This is a genomic window from Myxococcus hansupus (genome assembly GCF_000280925.3).
Taxonomy (GTDB): Bacteria; Myxococcota; Myxococcia; order Myxococcales; family Myxococcaceae; genus Myxococcus; species Myxococcus hansupus.
On sequence record NZ_CP012109.1, the window covers coordinates 7,045,705 to 7,066,200 of the forward strand.

The 20,496-nt window shown below is 69.7% G+C and carries 14 protein-coding genes; 5 read left to right on the forward strand and 9 right to left on the reverse strand.

Features of this window, described 5'->3' with window-relative positions:
* Window positions 1–71: 71 nt before the first annotated feature.
* A complete protein-coding gene (locus tag A176_RS27480) occupies window positions 72–647 on the reverse strand; it encodes a hypothetical protein (RefSeq protein WP_044889356.1) in 576 nt (191 codons plus the stop codon).
* Window positions 644–1,990, reverse strand: coding sequence for a hypothetical protein (locus tag A176_RS27485; protein ID WP_044889355.1), 1,347 nt, complete (start codon window positions 1,988–1,990; stop codon window positions 644–646). Before A176_RS27485 ends, A176_RS27480 begins: the two co-directional genes overlap by 4 nt.
* Before the next feature lie 134 nt (window positions 1,991–2,124).
* Between A176_RS27485 and A176_RS27490 the strand changes: the two genes are divergently transcribed.
* Together A176_RS27490 and A176_RS27495 are read left to right on the forward strand one after the other, a co-directional pair.
* Complete coding sequence (locus A176_RS27490) at window positions 2,125–2,781, forward strand: gluconate 2-dehydrogenase subunit 3 family protein (RefSeq protein WP_002635385.1); 657 nt, start codon at window positions 2,125–2,127, stop codon at window positions 2,779–2,781.
* The gene (locus A176_RS27495) at window positions 2,778–4,430 is read left to right on the forward strand and encodes a GMC family oxidoreductase (protein WP_002635384.1); all 1,653 of its coding nucleotides are present in this window, start codon (window positions 2,778–2,780) and stop codon (window positions 4,428–4,430) included. Before A176_RS27490 ends, A176_RS27495 begins: the two co-directional genes overlap by 4 nt.
* Before the next feature lie 2 nt (window positions 4,431–4,432).
* On the opposite strand, the gene A176_RS27500 is transcribed toward A176_RS27495, so the two are convergent.
* The gene (locus A176_RS27500) at window positions 4,433–4,939 is read right to left on the reverse strand and encodes a hypothetical protein (RefSeq protein WP_226994001.1); all 507 of its coding nucleotides are present in this window, start codon (window positions 4,937–4,939) and stop codon (window positions 4,433–4,435) included.
* 31 nt (window positions 4,940–4,970) lie between these two features.
* Here A176_RS27500 and A176_RS27505 point away from each other — a divergent pair, with 31 nt between their 5' ends.
* Entirely contained in the window at window positions 4,971–5,402 is a 432-nt protein-coding gene (locus A176_RS27505; protein ID WP_002635382.1) for a hypothetical protein, read from the forward strand.
* Window positions 5,403–5,450: 48 nt separating this feature from the next.
* Here A176_RS27505 and A176_RS27510 read toward each other — a convergent pair whose 3' ends face one another.
* From A176_RS27510 to A176_RS27535, 6 genes are all read right to left on the reverse strand, one after another.
* Complete coding sequence (locus A176_RS27510) at window positions 5,451–7,820, reverse strand: hypothetical protein (protein ID WP_002635381.1); 2,370 nt, start codon at window positions 7,818–7,820, stop codon at window positions 5,451–5,453.
* A gap of 11 nt (window positions 7,821–7,831) precedes the next feature.
* On the reverse strand, window positions 7,832–9,580 hold the full coding sequence (locus A176_RS27515; protein ID WP_044889352.1) for a vWA domain-containing protein: 1,749 nt from the start codon (window positions 9,578–9,580) through the stop codon (window positions 7,832–7,834).
* Complete coding sequence (gene mtsD, locus A176_RS27520) at window positions 9,577–11,556, reverse strand: cell-cell cohesion protein MtsD (RefSeq protein ID WP_002635379.1); 1,980 nt, start codon at window positions 11,554–11,556, stop codon at window positions 9,577–9,579. Before mtsD ends, A176_RS27515 begins: the two co-directional genes overlap by 4 nt.
* 34 nt (window positions 11,557–11,590) lie before the next feature.
* The gene (gene mtsC, locus A176_RS27525) at window positions 11,591–12,919 is read right to left on the reverse strand and encodes a cell-cell cohesion MYXO-CTERM protein MtsC (protein ID WP_002635378.1); all 1,329 of its coding nucleotides are present in this window, start codon (window positions 12,917–12,919) and stop codon (window positions 11,591–11,593) included.
* 169 nt (window positions 12,920–13,088) lie between these two features.
* Complete coding sequence (locus A176_RS27530; protein WP_002635377.1) at window positions 13,089–14,681, reverse strand: thrombospondin type 3 repeat-containing protein; 1,593 nt, start codon at window positions 14,679–14,681, stop codon at window positions 13,089–13,091.
* Window positions 14,682–14,894: 213 nt separating this feature from the next.
* Window positions 14,895–17,366: a lactonase family protein gene (locus A176_RS27535; RefSeq protein WP_002635376.1), complete on the reverse strand. Its 2,472-nt coding sequence runs from the start codon at window positions 17,364–17,366 to the stop codon at window positions 14,895–14,897.
* Window positions 17,367–17,523: 157 nt separating this feature from the next.
* On the opposite strand from A176_RS27535, the gene A176_RS27540 reads away from it, so the two are divergent.
* The gene (locus A176_RS27540; protein ID WP_002635375.1) at window positions 17,524–17,862 is read left to right on the forward strand and encodes a hypothetical protein; all 339 of its coding nucleotides are present in this window, start codon (window positions 17,524–17,526) and stop codon (window positions 17,860–17,862) included.
* A gap of 38 nt (window positions 17,863–17,900) precedes the next feature.
* Complete coding sequence (locus tag A176_RS27545) at window positions 17,901–20,489, forward strand: AgmX/PglI C-terminal domain-containing protein (protein ID WP_002635374.1); 2,589 nt, start codon at window positions 17,901–17,903, stop codon at window positions 20,487–20,489.
* Window positions 20,490–20,496 lie beyond the last annotated feature (7 nt).

Genomic DNA, 20,496 nt, shown 5'->3' on the forward strand with positions numbered 1-20,496 from the left:
GGGACATTGAGCGGCACAAAACCCCCGACATTTCCGAACAGCGACCCGCCCGACGCGCCCGGCGCCCTCCGCTAGTCCGGAGGCGTGCCCGCGTCGGGGGGAGGAACGCCCCCGTCGAGCAGTTGGCCCGGTTCGGGACCGAAGCTCGCGTCCTGGGTGACGACGGAGAAGGCGCCCTCCAGGTTGCGGCCCGCGCCGTAGCCGTCTCCCCGGACGAAGGACATGGAGAAGTTCCCGCGCGTGGGCTCGCCCGGGTTGCCTCCGGACTCCAACTGCAAGTCACCCTTCTGCACCGGCGCGAGGACGCGCGCGGGCTCACCCGCTCCCAGGTGCACCACGGTGGCCCGGGCCTGCCCCGAGGGCGTGGTGCCCGCGAGGTCCACCTTCGAGCCAGGGCGCAAATCCAGGCCCTCGGTGGACACGGTGAGGCGGACGACCAGGTCCACGTCCAAGTCATTGTTCCGGTAGTAGCTGACCTGGAACGCCTCCGTGTTGCGCAGCGCCTCCACGCGGGACACGTCCAACGGGAAGAGCTCGGACACACTTCCGGCCAGCGTGTTGTCCGCGAGGCCGCAGGCGGCCAGCCCCGCACCGGAAACGCAGGCCGCCAGTCCCACGGCGGCGAGCGTCCGGAACGCGCGGTTCATCGCTCCACCGCGAGCTTCAACACGCCCTTGTCCGGCGCCACCACCGGAGCCCGGTACAGGACGATGCGCTTGCCATTGGACAGGTACGCGAGCTTCGGAGACCAGCCGCCGCCCGTGTCCACCACCGTCTCGCGCCAGTTGCCCGCGATGCGCGTGGAGATGACCAGTGCGTCGTCAACGGTGTTGCAGTTCGTATCATTGCGGCCGGACTCCAGCGCGCAGATGTAGAAGGCGATGGACGGCTCGTGGTGGACAGGGTCGAAGGCCAGCGACGGATACCAGCCGCCCGTGCCGTTGCTGAAGACAGGGTCCGGCATGGACCAATCCCGCTCGGACGTGCAGGACGTCACGGAGGCGTCAGCGCATTCCGTGTAGGTCAGCGTGTTCGAGTTCCGGTTCAGCACGGCGATGCCGAATCCCTCGACCGGGTCATACGCGAGCGAGGCCCCGAGTTGCGTATTCGGAACGGCCTGCACGCGCATCACCGGCGACCACGTGAGCCCGTCCGCATTGCGCCGCTGGAAGTGCACGTCCGTGCCGGTGTCGTGCGCTGCCTCTGGCGCCTTGTCGTGAACCAGGGCCGGCTGAGAACCCGCCATCACCATGGCGATGTGCCCACCATAACCGAGCTTGGTATCGCCGGAGGACACCGCCACCCGGCGCTGCCAATTCGTGGGACCACCGCTGGCAATCTCCAGGTCACTGGACTGGAAGTCTTGTCGCGCGAATTGCCCGTTCTGCCCATCCCGGTACGCGACGATGGCCTCACTCCCGTTGAACACGATGGCGGGATTGAGCCCGACAAGGAACCCCACGTCCGTGACGGGGTTGACGGGCTGTGCCTCATTGGAGCGCCGCACGACGATGCGCTCCGTCCATGCGCCAGAGGCGCTGCGATAGGCCACCGCCAGGTCGCTCTGGAACCAGAACGAGGAAGGCTCCTCCCGGTCACCGCCCAGGTACGTCACCACGGGCTGGCCGTCCGGCCCGAAAGCCACGGACACGCCATACACACGCTGCACGGTCTGGATGCGCTCGGCCGCGCCGAGCTGCCCGCCGTTGAACTCGCGGTACATCAAGTCCATGTTCTCCACGTCCTCCGTCCGCGTGCCGTTGCGGACGAAGTACGCCATGCCGATGCGGTCCTGCGGCCCCACGGCCATGGCGATGGAGGAGATGGGGTCGAACTGGCCTTCGCTCGGGTCCACCACGAACTTGGCGAAGGGCGAGTCGTCGGGCGAGCCGCCGTCTGGATTGCCACCCGCATCAGGGGGCGTCGGGTTGCTGTCCTTGCCACATCCCAGCGCGAGCACCAGGCCCAGAGCCCAGGCATGCCGTTTCATGTGCCACTCCTCGTGTGTTGTCGGCCCTGCACGTCGTGGCGGCATCCTACGCCAGCGACGCGTGGCGGGGAGCAGCCGAGCATGTTTCATGATGCCAGCGCGAAGCGGCTTCGTGCGCTAGGCTCGCGCGCCGTATGACACGTGCGCGTTCCAATCGGGGGCGCCTGTCCCGGCGCTCCCTCATCCAGCGGTTGACCTTCCTGGGCGGAGGCGTGGTGTTGCTCGGCCCCGCCTGCAAGCGTTCCTCGGAATCAAAAGACACGGCACCCGCCGGCGACTCCGGTCCCCTGGCCGCGAAGCAGGATGGCCAGGCGCCTCGCACCTTCTCCTCCTTCGAATTCGCGGTGGTGGCCGCCGCCACCGAGCGCATCCTCCCGCGTGACGAAGACCCGGGCGCGCTCGACGCGGACGTTCCCGTCTACATCGACCGCATTCTCCAGACACCCGAGCTGGAGCCCGTGCGCGAGGACTTCCTCAGCGGCGTGGCGGCACTCGAGCGCCGCGCCCAACGCATGCACCAGAAAGGCTTCGCCGCCCTGACGGCCGAGCAGCAGGACGAACTGCTGACGCTCTTCAAGGACAGCCCGCCCCGCAGCGGCGAAGCGCACTTCTTCGAGCTGCTCACGGTGATGTCGCTGGAGGGCTTCCTCGGAGACCCTTCCTATGGTGGCAACAAGGGCAAGGTGGGCTGGCGGCTGATGGGCTTCGACACCGTCGGCACCGTCGCCTCCGCGCCTCCCGAAGGATACGACGGGCCCAAGTGCCTGCGAGAATGCGGAGTGCACCGGTGAGCCAGCCCGAGGTGGACGTCTGCATCATTGGCAGCGGTGCGGGCGGCGCGCCCATGGCGCTGGAGCTGGGCCGCGCGGGCTTCAAGGTGGTCGTGCTGGAGAAGGGCCCGCACTACCAACCCAAGGACTTCATCCACGACGAAATCCTGAACAGCCGCCGGAACTTCTTCATGCCGGTGCCGTGGGAGGAGCCACACCTGGTGCGCCAGGGCGCGACGGGCCGTTACGAAAAGACGAGCGCGGCGTGGACGGCCAACTGCGTGGGCGGCGGCACCGTCCACATGAGCGGCTTCTTCTACCGGCTCAAGCCCGTGGACTTCCGGCTGCGCTCCACGCTGGGCGCGGTGCCCGGCAGCACCGTGGCGGACTGGCCCATCTCCTACGAGGAGCTGGCGCCCTACTACGACAAGGCCGAGGCGGAGCTCGGTGTCTCCGGCGAGTCCGTCCCCCACCCCTTCGCCGAACCTCGCAGCCGTCCCTACCCGCTGCCACCATTGGACGTTCACCCGGTGGCGAAGGAAATCGACAAGGCGTGCGGCGCCATGGGCTGGCATTCCTTGCCCACCGCGCGCGGCATCCTCAGCAAACCCTACCGGGGCCGGGCGCCGTGCTCGTACTGCGCGCTGTGTGGGAGTTACGGCTGTGAGACGGGCGCGAAGAGCGGCACCAACGCCAGCCTCATCCCCGCCGCGCTGGCCACGGGCAACGTGGACCTGCGCCCCGGCTGCATGGCGCGCACGGTGGAGGTGGACAAGCAGGGCCGCGCGAGGAGCGTCGTCTACCTGGACGCGGACGGCGTGACGCGCGAGCAGCCCGCGAAGGTCATCATCGTCTCCTGCACCGCGGTGGAGAGCGCGCGCCTGCTGCTCAACTCCACCTCCAGCCGCTTTCCTCGCGGGTTGGCCAACGGCAACGGGTTGGTGGGGCGCAACCTCACCTTCAGCTCGTTCGGTGAATCCCACGCCACCTTCCGGCTGTCGAAGCAGTCCGCCGCGCGGCCGTGGCTCAAGGACCCTTCGCCCTTCGTCAACCGCAGCCTCCAGGACTTCTACCTGTTGCCGGACGCCCGGTACGGCTTCCGCAAGGGAGGCACGCTGGGCTTCATGTGGGCCCATCCCAATCCCATCCATGCGGCGGTGGGGCTCGCGGGCAAGGGCCCGAAGGCGCTCTTCGGCAAGGCGCTGAAGGACCAGATGCGCGCGTACCGCGACTCACGCATCCTCCAGTTCGAGGTGTACGCCGAGTTCCTCCCCACCGCGGGCACCTACGTCAGCGTGGAGGACGGCGTGAAGGACCGGTACGGCATTCCCGTGGCGGCCATCACCGTGGACCGGCACCCCATGGACCTGGCGGCCACCCGCTTCCTGGTGGAGCGCGGTGAGGAAGTCCTCCTGCGCCTGGACCCGGATGACGTCCAGCGCGGCACCACCACCGGAGAGACGTCCATCCTCCAGCACGGCACCTGCCGCTTCGGCGACGACGCGTCGGCATCCGTATTGGACAAGAACTGCCGGGCACACGAAGTGCCCAACCTCTACGTGGTGGACGGCAGCTTCATGCCCACCGGTGGCAGCGTGCCGTCCACGCTCACCATCAGCGCCAACAGCTTCCGCGTGGCGGACCACCTGGTGCGCAAGCTCAAGGGCTGACGCTAGCGATTGCGCAGCGGCACGACGTCCACCTTGACGATGTAACGCGCCTGCAAGTCGGACTCGACTTCGATGAGGTGGTCCCCCACGCCGGTGAGTTCCGCCTCCTGCGTGAAGGCGCCTTGCCGCTCCATCAAGTCGAGCACGGCGCGGCCTTCCGTCGCGCGGCGGATGCGTGCTCGGCAGCCCTCCTCATGAAACTGCACCACCGTCTCCCGGCCCGCGGCCGTGGCGTCTTCCAGGAAGAGACTCACCCGGACGGTCGACGCCTCCTTGAGCTGGACGATGAATTGCTGCCGACCTGGAAAGCGGCCCTCTGAATAACTTTCCGAGCCGAGGATACAGCCTGCCACCCGGTTGCAGACAGGCCAGGCCGCACCACACGTATCCCTGACACGTGCGCCGATGAAGTCCTCGCGCGTGCCGTCGCAGCCACCCATGAGCAACGCAAACAACAACACCGCGGCTGCCTGGGCGTTGCGACCAAACACTGTTACAACCGGCGTCATCTTCAGACCCTCATGCGAGGAGTGGATGTCCATGCGACCGCGTACCCGTTGGCTCCCCATCATCATCTTCGCCCTGGCTGGCTGTGGGAACGAGACGGAGCTTCCCCAAGCGCCCACACTCTTCATCGACCGCGAAGCCCTGACCTTCAACCGCGAGTTCAACCACGGCACCTACGTGGGCCAGACGACCTACAACTCGCTGTCCATCCAGAACCGGGGCCTGGACCCGCTGGACATCACCGCCATCACCCTGGCGGGGCCGCGCGTCTTCACCCTCCAGCTCCCCGAGGGCTTCACCCCGGGCACGCCGCTGCGCCTGGAGACGTATGACCGCGCCTTCCTGACGGTGGCCTTCCTGCCCACCGATGACACCGAATACGACGGCACCATCACCATCGTCTCGAATGCCGCCAACGCCGGGGAGAAGGTCGTCACCCTCAACGGCCTGGGCGTCGCGCCCTGAGTCCCCCGCGGTCCGGCGGGAGCCCTCGCTCCCGCCGAGCCACCCGCCTCACGGCTGGTAGGTGAAGTTGCAGCCCCCCGCGTAGTTCTGGATGACGCCGCCATCCTCGGCGGGCGTCGTCCCACCGTCCGTAACGACAGGGCACGACACCGTCGTTCCGCCATCCACCGGGTAGCTCTGCGGATAGTCGCCGTGGCCGGTGCGCAGCGTGTAGTTGACCCGCTCGTAGTCCAGCCGCTCCGACGCCGTCACATCCACGCGCAGGGTGCCGCCGCGGATGAAGCGCCGCTCCAGGCAGCCGCAGGCATAGGGCGCCAGCGTCACCACGGTGGAGTTGGGACGGTCCTCCAAACGGTAGAGCGGCTGCAGGCTGCTCGTGCCCGCGTTGGACGGCGTGTGCCAGGCGCGCAGCGCGTCCGAGCGGTAGCCCAGCGTCAGCGGCCCCCGGTTGCCACCGCGAACCGGAGTGCAGCTTCCGCCATCCAACCGGTCTCCGTCGCAGAAGGTCAGGTCCAGCGCCAGCCCGTGCGGGGTGCCACCGTCGGAGAGCTTCGCCACCTCCCACTGGAGCAGCCACGTCCGGTCCTCCGGCGGCGGCACCGAGGGCAAATCAAACACGTACGAGTCCACGTCCGAGGGCACCGCGTCGTAGTCCACCGGACCGCGCACGCCGAGCCCGTTGACCCGGTCCGTGCCGCTGCGCAGACGGCCGTGGCCGTGGGACAACTGCCCCGTCACGGAGAACTCCGCCGTGTCGGGCGGCGCGGGGAAGGCCGTGGTGGAGGCCATCGTCCGTGACACCGGAGCCTCCACGCCGTTGACGTAGCGGGACAGCTCGTCCGCGTCCTCGGCCTCCCAGCTCACCTCCAGGCGGTAATCCCTGTCGTCCGTCCACGAACCGTTGTCCTGGACCAGGAACAAGTACCTCAGCACGCCGCTGTGGGCGGGGACGGGGATGACGCCGCGGAAGTTGCTCAGCGCGGTGAAGCGAGGGTTGGCCACCACCTCCTCACGCGAGGAATGCACACACATGGGCGCGGGCAGGTCCGTGCGCCGGCAGAAGCGATCCACCAGCCCTCGCGCGTCGGGGTTCTCGCTGAAGTCCCGGGGGCAGACGGCGGCGTTGGTGGCGCAGTTCTCCCGCCACTCGTCGAGACCGGCGCCCGTGGACACCAGCGTGAACACGTGAACGACCCGCGAGGGCGTCGCGGGCAGCGGCGGGAAGCGGCCCCCCGTCTCCAGGGGCACCAGCCGGTAGCGCAGCAACGTGGGGACGTTGAAGGCCGGCAAGCGGATGTCATACCAGTCCCGGTCGGGGACGTAGCCCAGGCGGCCGGTGATGGCCAGGGACGAGCCGGGCCCACCGGGCGTGGCTGACTCCAGGCTGCGCACCGTGGCCTCCTGCGCGCGGTCATTTCCCGGCGCGACGCGGTCCTGGGCGTCCTCCTCCTCCAGCACGCGGACGTCGACCTCGTAGGCGTGCGTGAGGTCGCCCTGCGCCGTGTCCCGGTCGTTGATGCCGCGGTAGCCCTTCACCACCAGCGTCCAGCGCCCCGCGTGCTCCGCCTTGATTTTGCGAGCGGTGGCCAGCTCACCGCCGCGCACCTGCGGCAGCACCACGCCTTCGTCTTCCTTCTCCGTGAAGCCGGGGCGCCACAGCTCGTAGGACAGGCGCCAGTTGGGCACCGACTCCAGGTTGGGCGCGATGACGTGCACGTAGGCCACCTTCCCCGCCGCCAGGTCGAAGGAATAGTGGTCCACGTCATTGTCCGTGGCCAGGTAGCCGGTGGTCGCGCCCATCAGCATCTCCCCCGACTGCGTCAGCACCAGCGGCGTGGCCGTCTCCGGCGTGTCGTTGGGCTCCTGCTCGTCCGGGTTCTGGTCGATGCGCACCGACAGCCGGTACTTGTTGCGCGCGTCGAAGTTGGGCCGCGACGCCACATCCGGCGCGTCCTGCACCAGCACCAGCAGCGTCTGGCCGCCCATGCCGTCGCGCAGCGGCAGCACGATGTCCACCGGCCGCGGGGCGCCCTGCCCGTGCTTGTCCTCCTTCTTCGCCAGCGCGCCCTCCTGCCCGTTGGGCAGCGTCCCCAGCACGGTGATGGACAGGTTCACCGCGGTGCTGGACGCCAGGTACGCGCCGTTGACGTTCAGCAGCGTGCGCGCGTTGGTGCCCGGCGGCAGGACGATGCGGTACCAGTCCTGGTCTCCACCTCGCGGCTCCGTCTCCAGCGCCAGGAGCCGCTCGAGCGGCTCCCCCGGCTTGAGCTCGCACTCGGGCTGGGACAGCGCCTCCTCGCGCGAGTTGCACAGGTCCTCCACCACGGTGGTGCCCGCGTCCGGTGTGTCGTCGCCTCCCGACTTGCAGGCGGCGAGGACGACCAGCGTGAGCGGCAACAGACGGACGAAGGTGGGCATGGCGTCGATTCTCAAGGCGTCTGGGACAGGTCGTCGGGGCGTCCGGGGCAGCCATCCACGAACTGCTCGGGCTCCACGCGGATGATGCCGTCGGCGGGCGACTTGATGCCGCCCACCGGGTAGCGCACGTCCGTCACGCGGAACGTGCGGACAATCGTCCGGGCGGTGGGGTCGTCCCCGGGCACCATGGCAATGGACATGGCGATGTCGTTGTAGCCCGCTCCGCGCTGCACCACCCCCGCGTCGTCCGTGGACGCCAGGGTGGGCGCGAGCAGGACGTTCTCCACGCGGAAGCGGTAGCACTGGCGGCCGAGCGAGTCCGGCGAGCCATCCGCCTCGAACGCGTAGCGATAGGCGCTCGTGGACAGCTCCGCGGAGTCCACCACCAATGGCCGCATGTGCATGCGCAGCTCCATGCGGTTCGTCAGCCCGTCGTTGTCCGGGTCTTCGTCCAAGTCGTTGCTGGAGCCCTGGGTGCCGCCCAGCCACTCCATGCCGTCCGGAATGCCGTCCCGGTCGCTGTCCGCGAGCGTCGCGTTGGTGCCCACGAACTGCTCGTCACAATCCAGCAGGCCATCACAGTCCGAGTCCACGCCGCGCAGCGCGGGCGGGCAGCCCCGGTCCAGTCCGCCGCCGTCCGGCAGCGCCACCTGCGTGGGGTTGAAGTCCACGCCACGGTCGCGGAAGTACACCTCCACGCCGTCGCTGAAGCCGTCACCGTCGGTGTCCACCTTGTGAGGGTCCGTGCCCAGCTCCAGCTCGCGCGCGTCCGTCAGGCCGTCTCCATCCGAGTCCGCCTCGCCCACCGGACTGCCGGGCGGCGCGGAGAAGTTGAAGGCCACCATCTCCTTCAGGATGAAGGAGCGGCGAACCTGGCCGAAGGTGAAGTCCAGGAAGTTGATGGGCTCGTTGTTGCGGAAGTCGCGGAAGTTGCCGCCGCCCAGCGTGGCCATCTGCTCCAGCCGGTCCGCGTTCTGGTTGATGATGAGCAGCGGGCAACCCGCGTCGCCCGTCAAATCACACACCGACGACACCGGCTGCGTGGGGTTGAAGACGTGAATGGTGTTGACGCGCACGTCCTCCACCAGGTCGCGGAGCTGGCGGAGGCGCACCACCGCGTCGCCGCGGAGCAGCTCGTCGTCCTGGTCGTTGGTGGGCTTGCCGTCCGACAGGAAGATGACCGAGTAGCGAGCCTGCGCCAGCGCCTGCGGCCCGCCGGGGTCCAGGCGGCTGCGCGCGATGTCCGTGTTGATGAGCGAGTAGATGTCCGACAGCGGCTTGACGAAGTCCGTCGAGTCCCGGTTCGGAGAGGTGTCCGGGTTGCGGAAGGTGAGGAGCTGCTCGGAGAGGCGGCGCAGCGTGGCGTCATCCATGGACGACACCTGCACGAAGCCGTCCTGCGGCGGGTTGCCCGGCTGCTGCGTGAGGAAGGCCGTGGTGCTGCCCGCGAAGAGCACCACCGCCAGGTAGACCTCCGGGTCCCTGGGCAGGTTCTGGATGAGCTCCACCAGCGCGGTGGCGCGCGCGCCGTCCGGGTCGCTCACCCGCATGGACTGCGAGGCGTCCATGGCGACCACCAGCTTGATGGGCCGCACCACCTCGTTGCTGCCCACGGTGCAGAAGCGGCCTTCCAACGTCACCGCCCGGTCCACGGGCACTTCGGTGTCACGGCGAGGGTCGTACAGGTACGAATCCGTACAGGCCATCACCAACACCACGGCGACCAACACCCCTGCCAATACGCGTACGGCGCGGCTCACGGATTGGCGCTCCCCGAGGGCGGGATTCCGACGCAGTCGTTCTGGTTGTTCCACGGATTGCTCAAGGTGTCGGGCCGGCGGAAGTCACCATCCTCGAACGTCAACTCCGGCCCCACGGGGACGCGCACGCTGGGCGGCGCGTACTGCGCCCAGGCGCAGGCGGTGCGCCAGACGCCGTAGTCGGTGCTCACGCCACTCTCCGGTGCCTCCGCGAACCACACCTTGAAGAGGTTGTAGCCCTGCTTCACGCCCGCGCGGTCCGGCGGCGTGACGAGCTGGAGGTTGGAGATGGTGAAGTCGTAGCAGAGGCTGCCGTCCGGCCGGACTTCCGCGATGCGCGTCTCGTACTGGTAGCCGAAGCGCTCGAAGAAGGCCTTGTCGCGGCGCGTGGGGTCGCTGCCCGCGCGCAGCTCCTGCGCGTCCGGGATGCCGTCTCCGTCCGTGTCCAGACCCGCCACGCTGTTCTCCAGCGGGTTGAGGCCCCAGCGCGCCTCGATGCCGTCCGGCACGCCGTCACCGTCGCTGTCCACGATGCCGGGGCGCGTGCGCAGGAAGTCCTCGGCGAACTGCGACAGGCCGTCTCCGTCCGTGTCGCGGCAGACGCAGTTGGGCGTCAGCGGCGAGGCCGGATTGCAGCCGCGCGCGTCCATGTGGTTGGCCGGCCGGAAGCCCTGGTCCTCGCGGCGGTGCTCGAAACCGTCGTCCAGGCAGTCACCGTCGCTGTCGGCGACAAAGGTGTTCGTCTTCAGCGTGAAGCTGTTGTCGATGGAGTCCGGCACCCCGTCCCCATCGCTGTCCAGCACGCGGCCCGTCTCCCCGGGCAGCGAGCTGAGCGACTCCACCATCAACGTCTTCATCACGTTGCGCGATGCGAAGGACGAGTAGTCCAGCGCGCCCAGGCCCAGGTTGGAGATTTCGCCGGTGTCGTTGAACTCCTGGTACACGCCGTTGCCCATGTCCGCGAAGCGCCGCAGCAGCCACGCGGCGATCTTCTTCGCCGCCTCCGGGTACTGCGCGGGCGCGACGCCCGGGTACACGCCGTAGATGTCCTGGCAGATGGGGCCGCACGCCCGCACCGCCTCCTGGTTGAAGAGCAGCACGGTGTGCATGCGCAAGTCGCCCACGTTGTGCTGGTCCTTCAGCTCCATCAGCCGGCGCACGTAGCTGAAGAGCTGGTAGTTCTGGTTGCGGTCCGTCCCCACCTCGAAGCCCTCAATCTGGTCCGTGGTGTTGGTGAGGTTGCAGAAGTCCGTCAGCGAGTCCGCCCACGTCAGGTCCGGGTTGTCCGGGTCCGCGTAGACGCTGAGGTTGTCGGTGGCGGAGCAGCGCGGATACGGCGTGCCGTCGGTGAGGAACACGACGACGTAGCGGGTGCGCGGCAGCAGCTCCGGGTTCGCCTGCGACACGGCGTTGATGTCGCTGGAGATGAGGCTGTACGCGTAGGACAGCGCGCCCTGGTAGTCGGTGCCCTTGCCCAACTGGCTCTGCAGCCCCTCGATGTAGCTGTCGATGTTGTTGTCCGGCCGGGCGAAGCGGTCGCCCGTCGTCGTGGGCGGCCAGACGTTGCGCACGTTCGTCTCGAACGGGGCGACGGAGATCTGCACGTTGCCGCCCTGCGCGTTGACCTCGCGGAACTGCTGCACCAGCCGCTTGAGGGCTCGCACGCGCGCGGGCTCGGTGACGCCCTCCGGGATGATGTCCAGAATCTCCCGGCGCTGACAGAAGCCGTTGTCCATCTGCGCGCCCGGCGGGTCGGACACGCACATGCTGCCCGACTCGTCGATGACGACCACGACCTTCACCGGGAAGCCGGACGGGCTGGGCGGGCGCGTACACACCCGCCCCTGCAACGTCAGCCGGTCATCCAGGTTGGAGAGCGCATCCACGCGGGACTCGAGCATGGCATCCGAACAGGACCACAGGCCCGAGGCCAGGAGGCCCACCGCGAGCAGCGAGGTACGAATGAGGCGGCGCATGCGGAAGGGACCTCCTGGTGGGGGGACGGCGAAGTTACTGCTGGTTGCGGCGGCGGCGCATCAGCACGCTGAGCAGCGCGGCGCCCAGGGCGGTGGCGCTGAAGCCCGCGGGAACGGAGCTGCAGTTCGAGCCCTCTCCGTCATCGTCGCCCACGAGCACCGTGAGGGTGGACGTGGACACGCGCTGGTCGGGGAAGACGCGGTCGGAGAAGGCCAGGCGCGCCGTCAACTGGAGCTGGTACTCGCCCTTCTTGTCCGGCACGAAGGTGGGCACGGCGCCGTCGACGTACATGTACTGCCAGTCGCGGCTGAGCGTCACCGCGCCCTGCGGGCGCTCCACGACGGCCGTCGAGCCCGAGGGACGCTTCACCACCGCCCACTCGTACTCCATGGCCGCGCCGTTGCGGTTGGCGAAGAGCGGCGGGCGGATGGAGATGCCAGACTTCTCCGTGCGGAAGAGGCCACCGGCGCTGACGGTGAACGGCGCCTTCGGGTCCAGGCAGTCGTCCGGACGCTCGGGGTTCGTCACCAGGCAGTAGCGCGTGTCGCACGCATCGCCGATGCCGTCGCGGTCGTCGTCGCGCTGGTCGCGGTTGGGCACCAGCGGGCAGTTGTCCTGCGCGTTGAGGACGCTGTCGCCGTCCATGTCGGAGTCGCAGGCGTCGCCCACGCCGTCACCGTCCGTGTCGCGCTGGTCGGGGTTGGGCACGGTGGGGCAGTTGTCGCTGCTGTCGGCGATGTTGTCGCCGTCCGCGTCCACGCGGCACTGCGACACGTCCGCCGGCATCACCTGGTCCGGGTTGTAGACGCGGGGGCAGTTGTCCTCGCCGTCCGGCACGCCGTCGCCGTCGTCGTCGAGGTCGCAGACGTCGCCCTGGCCGTCACCGTCCAGGTCCGACTGGTCCGGGTTGGGCACCAGCGGGCAGTTGTCCTGCTCGTTCGGGATGCCGTCGTTGTCCTGGTCCGGGTCGCAATCGTCGCCGATGCCGTCGCCGTCCGCGTCACGCTGCTGGAAGTTGGAGAGCGTGGGGCAGTTGTCGCACGCGTTGCCCACGCCGTCGCCGTCGTCGTCCGCCTGGTCGCGGTTGGAGACGAAGGGACAGTTGTCGCGGTCATCCGCGCGGCCGTCGCCGTCCGCGTCGTCCGTGTACGACAGCGTGTCGCCGTCGTCCGTGTAGTTCACCCACACGCTGCCGCCCGCGCCGCAGCCACAGCCGCCACCCACTTCCAGCGGCATGCCGCAACGGTCCCCGAGGCACTCCGGGTTGTCCGGGTTGTTGTTGGACTGAGCCAGCGCCCCCGTGGGGCCGAAGACGAGGAAGGCCCCCAGCGTGAGGACCGAAGTGAAACGAGCGCGTGTCATGGTGACTCCTTTCAATACGGAGCGCTTAGCAAGGAACGATCCGTACCTGACACTTGGGGGAAGCCTTGGAATGTCAGCAGGTTGAGCACGTCGGGGGCACGTCGAACAAAAGATGTGGGGGGCAGTCACCAGATGGCTCGTGGGGTAGACCCCACACTTCAAGCCTGCATCAAGTGCCGGGGATGAAGGTCTCCGGGTCCAGGGGGATGATGCCCGCGGGCAGGCGCCCCCCCTGTTCGCTGTATTGGATTTCCTGGATGAGCAGCGAGCCGATGCCCGCGCCCCGTGGATCATTGTCCCGGCCAGCCTGGAGGTAGAGGTACACCTCGTTGGTGCCCGCCGGGATGACCTCGCCCGGGATGAAGGGATGCGGCCGCTCGCGCGTGGGCACGACGGTGACGTTCTCCACGCGCACCTGGTAGCAGGTGCGGCCATCCGCGGTGGGCGTGGTCTCCACCAGCTCGTAGCCGTAGCCGCGCTCGCGGTGGAAGTCGAGGTCGGCGCTCAGCGGGTCGCCGTGCGCCTCCACCTCCGCCACGTTGGTGATGCCGTCGCGGTCCGAGTCCAGCAGGTCCTCGGGGATGAGCGGGTTCGTCATGGCGAGCGCCTCCACCAGGTCGGGCAGCGCGTCGCCGTCCGTGTCGCCAATACAGGCGTTGGTGCCGAGCACCCGCTCCTCGCAGGTGTTGAGCCGGTCGCCGTCCTCGTCGAGGGACACGTTGCAGCCGTTGATGATGTCCGGCACGAGCGGATTCAGCCCCATGCGGACTTCGATGCCGTCCATCAATCCGTCCTGGTCCGTGTCCGGGCGCAGGGGGTCGGTGCCCAGCAGCTCCTCGTCGATATCGGGGAGTCCGTCACCGTCACTGTCGATGAGCACCTGCCCGGCGCGCGACACCACGTTGCGGTTGTAGGCGAAGAAGCGCTTGAGCTTGAGGGTGTTGGTCCGCGCGGCGTACGAGATGTTGGTGAGCGCGCCCGACAGGCCGCCCAGGTCCGCCTCCAGCGGCTCGGTGCCACCGGCGGCCGCGATGGCGGCCACGTGCTGGCGGGTGACGGGGTCGGACGCCTCACCGTGCACGTAGATGGGCTGGACCACCACCTCGCCCGCGTTGAACTGCGTGGCCAGGGCCTTGATTTCGCCCGTGATGGCGGTGAGCTCGCACTGGCTGCACGCCGTCGTGTTGCCCAGGGCGCTGCAGCGCGAATCCAGGCCCACGTTGAAGGCGGGATTGGCGCAGCTCGTGTCCTGGCTGCGCACGACGACGACGACGACGTAACGCGTGCGCGCCACCTCACCGCGGCAGGACGTCTGCATGTCGCCCGACAGCAGCGTCTTGGCCAGCCGCAGGGCGGCGCGGACGCTCACCGGGCCGGACTCCTGATAGGTGGCGTAGCGCGGCAGCGCGGCCTGGAAGGCGGTGGCGTCGGAGAAGCTGCCCAGCAGCCCGGTGGCCACGGTGTGGTACGCGACGAGGCTGAACTTGACGAAGGGGCCGGAGAAACGGCTGGAGAGCGTGGACAGCGCCTCGGTGGCGTAGCCCACCATCTCGCGCTCGACGCCCTCACCGCCCTGCAGCGCGAAAAGCACCTTGGTGGGGAACGCCTCGCCGCCCGCGAGCGGCATGCAGACGGTTCCCGCGAAGCTCGCGCGGTCCTTCCCGCCCGGGCCCCGGCCGTTGAGCGCATAGAGGCCCGCGTCGGAACACGACAGCAACAGCACGGGGATGAGAAGCCAGACAGACCGCGTGAGGGCGCGCATCAGTCCGATTGTACACCTTAGGCACCGGTAACAACGCAAGCGCCCGTGACACAAAGCCCGCAAGGGCCGCGCAAGTGGCACAGCGACGGCCGAGAATTCGGCCCCTCGTGGAACGGGCGCAAGCACACCCAGCGGGGCCGTGAACCCCCGTGCCCTCCGGGTGTGAGCAGCCGGGTGACGGATGCGTGTCGCTGCGCCGCCCCCTCGGAGGGCTCACAACGTGAGGAGGTAGGCCAGCAGGTCGTCGCGCTCCTCGGAGGTGAGCGCGCCCGCGTTGCCATGTTTCACGCCCGAGGATTCCAGCACCGCGCGCAGCGGGAAACGGGTCTCCACCACCAGGCGCTCATCCTTCACGCCATAGCCCGCCGTGGCGCTCGTCAGCAGCGGCCACACGTCCCACGCCCCCACGAGCGAAGGCGTCGCCGCACCGGGCACCAGGTCCTGCTGCTCCAGCCGCAGCGGCAACGCCACCGGCGTCCCGACGTCGAGGTACTGCCCCCGCGTCGCCATCTCCTGATCCAACGTGTAGAGCGGCGCGGGGTGGCAAGACACGCAGGCCCCCTTCCCCTCGAACAGCACCCGGCCTCGGGCCGGCCGCCCCGCCCCACCGTCCGGAAACACCACCGTCTCCAGCGGTGCCCCCTCCGCGCCTCGATATGGGTTGGGCGGCGTCGCCACCAGCGCATTGAACAGGGCGAGCGCCTCCACCTCCGAGGGCGAGGGCGCGGGGTTGTGGAACCGGTTGCGGCCCCCCACGAAGCTCACGGTGTCCATGAGGCTGACGTGGCTCGCCGGCGTGAAGTACGGCGGCGTGTCGCGGCTGCCGCGCAGCGTGGTCGAGCGGTAGATGCGGTTGGGCTGCGTCTTCTCGTAGAAGACGCCTCCCGTGTGGCCCTCGATGTGACAGCCGTCACAGGTGATGCCCGTGCGCCCCAGGTCCACGTAATAGAGGACCTGTCCCAACCTGCGCTTGGCCTGGGCGCGCGACGTCTCCACCGGAAGCTGACGCACCACATGCGCCCGGCCCTTCCTCGCCTCACGCACGTCCACCACCGCCACCGTCCGGGTGAAGCGGTTGAGCACATAGAGGGTGCGCGCGTCGGGAGACAGGGCCAGGGCGCTCGGGCCTGAATGGAGCTCCTCCCCGGCCCGGCCCTTCGTCGAGAAGTCCTCTGGTGGCCGGATGCGCGGCGTGCCCTCGGGCGGCATCACCGCCACCTCCTGGAGCACCGCGCCTCGCGCCGCCACGTCGCTCGAGACGAGCGCCCGCGCGTCGAGCACCCGCACCCGACCCAGCCCCACGTCCGCCGCGAAGAGCAGCCCCGCGGTGTCATCCAGGACCAGCCCCTCCGTCCCTCCCGCGCCAAAGCCCCGGTGACGCACGTAGACGCCCCGCGAGGGCTCCACCACCGACACACCGCTGTTGGCGCTCACCTCCATGCGCTGGGGGTTGGGTCCCACGTTGGGCCCCAGGCTCGACATGAAGACGTGCCCCAGCCGCTCGCTGGCGACCAGGAACCGTGGCGCCTTGCCCCCCATCACCTGCGCCCGGAAGCGCTCGGTGTTGCCACCGACAATGGACACGCCCGGCCCTGGCACCACCGTGGACACCCGGGCGCCGTCCTCCCTCCACAGCAACTCCAACTGCCCCGTCTGGAGGCTGCCCACCGCCAGCAGTTCCTTCCACAGGGCGAGCGCTCGCGGGTTGGGGTCCACGGGCGTCGTCCACCGCACCCGCCCATCCTCCAGTGACACGGCCTGGACGCTGTCGCCCACGCGCTCCGCCACGAAAGCCACACCGCCCGGGCCATCCACCACCAGGCCCTCGGCCCCCAGCGGGGCGGGCAGCACCCGGTGCTCCCGCGTGGCCGCGTCGAGCGGATACAGCCACAGCTCCGCCGCGTAGCGATGCACCACGCCCAGCCAGGGCCGCCCCGAGCCGTCCGTCCACGCCGCCAGCGCCGACGGCCCGTCTCCCGCCGCCAGCCGCTCCACGCGGCCCGTGTCGACATCCAGTGCGAACACCGTGTCGGTGGGCGCGGAGGCGATGAAGAGCGTGCGTCCATCCGGTGACGGCACCATCGCGGTCAAGTCAGTGAAGGCCGCGTCATTCACCACGGTGAGACGCGCGGAGCCCTCGGGCCCCATCGCCGCATCGGGCGAGGACAGCCGCACCTCCACCACCGCCTGCGGCACGTCGTCCGGCAACACGACGTCCGACGGCAGCCGTGCATAGGCCTGGGTTGCGTCCACCACCGTGAGCGGGAGCTGTCTCGACAGCGGCGACCCCAGTGCCAATGTCAGGCCCGGCACCAGGTGCTCCCCCTGTATGGAGAGCGGCTGGGATGTTTCATTGCTCGTGAGCCGGGGCCCCACCGACAACAGTCTGGGAGGCGGAGCGGAGACCGTCGGAGACGGCCGAGACAACGCCCCCAGCCGATACATCACCCCCACGCCCCCCGCGACGACCAACGCCACCGTCAGCGCCACGAGCACGGCGCGCCTGCGAGAGCTGCCCATCCGGTTTCGCCACCTCCGCGCCAAAGCATCCACCATCGACATCGGCGCGGGGGCGAAATCGAGCCACGCCTCCCTGTCGAGCCAGCAAGCTCGGAACGAAGCACCGCACGCCATCTTTCCAGCGTCCCAGGAACACTGGGCCTCACCGTGGAGGATGCGCCCCACATGGGGTGGAGTGCCCTCCACACCTGTGCGCTCAGAGCGTTATTCAGGTGTCGGCGTGTGCGTTGACAGCTCGGTACACGCATCGCTTAACCTGTTGATGATGCGACGCTTCCTCCTTTGCATGGCTGTCGCCCAGCTCCTCGGAATCGGTACGCTGATGGCTCCGACCGACGCCTGGGCGCAGAGCCGTAACCGCCCGGCGCGGACGACGAAGTCCAAGGCGCCCAAGAAGGCCTCCCCCAAGGCCCCGCCGAAAATCGAGACCAAGGGGTCGTCGGTGGTGGACCCCGTCACGGGTGACGCGTCCTCCGCCTCCGCCGCGCTGCCGCAACGCGGCCCTGCGCGCATCGACTTCGATGACCGGCTCATCCAGGGACAGACGAACAAGTCCGGAGCCGTGTACCTCTACGACCGCAAGGAATTGAAGACGCGGTCGATGATCCGCGAGCGCGAGAGCTTCCGCTCCGAAACGCTCTCCACGGTGTACGACCCCTAAGGCCGCACCGCCACCCGCCCTTGAATGGAGCGTCACCGTTGAGCGGTCAGCCCAGCGTCCTGCAAGTTGTCATCCTCCGCGACGGTCTCCTCGTGGGTACCGAGGTGTTCGTTCCGGGCACGTATGCGCTCGGCTCGGATCCCGCATCGGACCTGCGCCTGGATGACGCCTCCGTGGAACCGCGGCACGCGTTGCTCTACTTCCAGAACGGCCGCGCGGCCGTTCAGGACGCGAGCTCCGGCACGGGCCTCTTCGTCAATGGACACCGCGTCTCCGCCTGCGAAATCCGGCCGGTGGATGAGGTCCTCTGCGGCCCCTTCATCCTGAAGACACGCGTGCTGTCGCAGAAGCCGCAAGAGGCCAAGCCGCAGCCGCCGCCCGAGGTCGCCGCGCTGCTCGGGTCGACGCCGCCCGCCGCGCCCCCGCCGTACGCGGTCGCGCAGCCAGACCCCTTCGCGCCGCCGCCGCAACATCCCGCGGTGCAGCAGCAGACCGCACCCGCGCGGCAGCTCCGTCCGGCCACCGCCGTGCCGGCGCCCACGTCCGCCACCGTCCCGGCGGCGCGAGCCCCGCAGCCGCCCGCGCATGTGGCGACGCAAGTGGCCTACCCCACGCCCGCGGCGCATGGCGCGAGCGGCCACGCGCAGGCTGGCGTGGCGGCGCATTCGCACCCGGCTCACGCTGCCGGTGGCCACGCGCAGGCCGGCGTGGCGGCGCATGCGCACCCGGCTCATGCTGCCGGTGGCCACGCGCAGGCCGGCGTGGCGGCGCATGCACACCCGGCTCACGCTGCCGGTGGTCATGCACAGGCCGGTGTGGCGGCGCATGCGCACCCGGCTCATGCTGCCGGTGGTCATGCACAGGCTGGCGTGGCGGCGCATGCGCACCAAGCCCACGGCGCGAGTGGTCACGCGCAGCCTTCAGTGCCGGCCGTCGCCCACGCGCAGCCCGCGGTCGCGGTGATTCCGCCCGTGGCCCACGCGCAGCAGGTCCACGCCGCGGGTGGCCACGCCGCGCATGCCCACGCGCAGCCAGCCGTCATCCCGACGCAGCCGCCCGCGACCGTTCCCGCCGGGACCATGCCCTCGGTCCGCCGTCGCACGGGGCCCGAGTCCACGCCGGTGGCCCCCGCCAGCTCGGGCATGCGGCTGGCCGACGAGCTGATGGCGGATCTCGCCCTCGACCCGCTCCCCGAGCCCACGGGGCCGCTGCTCCAGGAGGAGCGCGCCACCGCCGCGGCGCGGCCCACGCATGCGCCGCGCGTCGCCCCGGGAAAGGGCGCCGCGCAGCTCTACCTGGAGCTGTACTGGGGCGCCGTCCGCCGCGATGCGCGCCGCTTCGCGCCCGACAAGAAGAAGCCGGTGCAGGCGTCGCTGGAGCTCAAGGACGCCATGCCCCTGTGGGGCTTCACGCTGCCCGACGGCGCGCCCTTCACGCTGGCCGAGTCCCTCAACAACGCCTACCGCGTCTTCGTGCCCCCGGGCACCGAGGTGGAGCGCAGCAACAGTGACGGCCGCTTCACCCCGGTCACCGGCGCCGCGCTGGAGTCCGATGGGAGCCGCCGCTTCATCACGCTGCGCGAGGGCACCGCCGCGCGCCTAACGCAGGGCCACATGTCGCTGGTGGCCTACGCCGCGCCCAAGCCCGCGCGCGTCTTCGTCAATCCGCTCAAGGGCCTGCCCTGGCTGACGCTGACGCTCCTGGGCCTCTTCGCCTCCGGCATGGCCGCGTTCCTCGTCCTGAAGCCGCACCGGCCCGAGCTGGCGGACTTCCAGCAGAAGAGCCTGCCGCCGGTGGCGCTGCGCCTCATCGCGCCCGAGCCGAAGAAGAAGGAAGAGGCGAAGAAGAAGCTCGAGGCCATCAAGGAGCAGGCGAAGAAGCCCACCAAGGAGAAGGTGGCGGAGAAGGCCCCGCCCAAGCCGGTGGAGAAGACGCCGCCGCCGCCGAAGCAGCCCGAGCAGGCGGTGGCCGCCGCCGCGCCGCAGAACAAGGCACTCAAGGCGCTGGCCAAGCTGTCCGCCGCGGGGCCCGCGACGAATGACCTGCTCGCCGCCGTGGACAAGCTGGGCAGCGGTCCTGGCAGCAAGAACGTGAAGAACTCCAACTACAAGCTGTCCGGCCTCATCGGGAAGGCGCCCATCGCCAACGCGGGCCTGGGCACCTTCGGGTTGGGCGGCGGCGGCAAGGGCGGCGGCGCCACGCTGGGCTCCGAGCTGCTGCGCGGCAAGGGCGGCGGCGGCATTGGCGCGCTGGGCGCGGGCGGCGTGGGCAAGGGCAAGGTGGGCGGCACCGTCACCCGCGCTACGGCCCGCAGCATCGCCTCCACCCAGGGCACCGTGGACCGTGAGGCGGTGGCGCGCGTCATCAACAGCCACCTCAACGAGGTGCACGGCTGCTACGAGCGCGCGCTGCTCAAGGACCCCGGGCTGGCGGGCAAGGTGGTGCTGGAGTGGACCATCGGCACGAACGGCCGCGTGGTGGCCGCCAAGACGAAGTCCTCCACGCTGCGCAATGCCTCCGTCGAGTCCTGCATCCTGTCGAACCTGAAGTCGTGGACGTTCCCCTCCCCCAAGGGTGGCGTCGTCATCATCACCTACCCGTTCCTCTTCAACTCGGTCGGCTACTGACGCGGCC

Bases quoted from the DNA above. Each gene is read 5' to 3' on its own strand.
- A176_RS27480 (WP_044889356.1), bottom strand. From the start codon at position 647: ATGAACCGCGCGTTCCGGACGCTCGCCGCCGTGGGACTGGCGGCCTGC.
- A176_RS27485 (WP_044889355.1), bottom strand. From the start codon at position 1,990: ATGAAACGGCATGCCTGGGCTCTGGGCCTGGTGCTCGCGCTGGGATGT.
- A176_RS27490 (WP_002635385.1), top strand. From the start codon at position 2,125: ATGACACGTGCGCGTTCCAATCGGGGGCGCCTGTCCCGGCGCTCCCTC.
- A176_RS27500 (WP_226994001.1), bottom strand. From the start codon at position 4,939: ATGACGCCGGTTGTAACAGTGTTTGGTCGCAACGCCCAGGCAGCCGCG.
- A176_RS27505 (WP_002635382.1), top strand. From the start codon at position 4,971: ATGCGACCGCGTACCCGTTGGCTCCCCATCATCATCTTCGCCCTGGCT.
- A176_RS27510 (WP_002635381.1), bottom strand. From the start codon at position 7,820: ATGCCCACCTTCGTCCGTCTGTTGCCGCTCACGCTGGTCGTCCTCGCC.
- mtsD (WP_002635379.1), bottom strand. From the start codon at position 11,556: ATGCGCCGCCTCATTCGTACCTCGCTGCTCGCGGTGGGCCTCCTGGCC.
- mtsC (WP_002635378.1), bottom strand. From the start codon at position 12,919: ATGACACGCGCTCGTTTCACTTCGGTCCTCACGCTGGGGGCCTTCCTC.
- A176_RS27530 (WP_002635377.1), bottom strand. From the start codon at position 14,681: ATGCGCGCCCTCACGCGGTCTGTCTGGCTTCTCATCCCCGTGCTGTTG.
- A176_RS27540 (WP_002635375.1), top strand. From the start codon at position 17,524: ATGGCTCCGACCGACGCCTGGGCGCAGAGCCGTAACCGCCCGGCGCGG.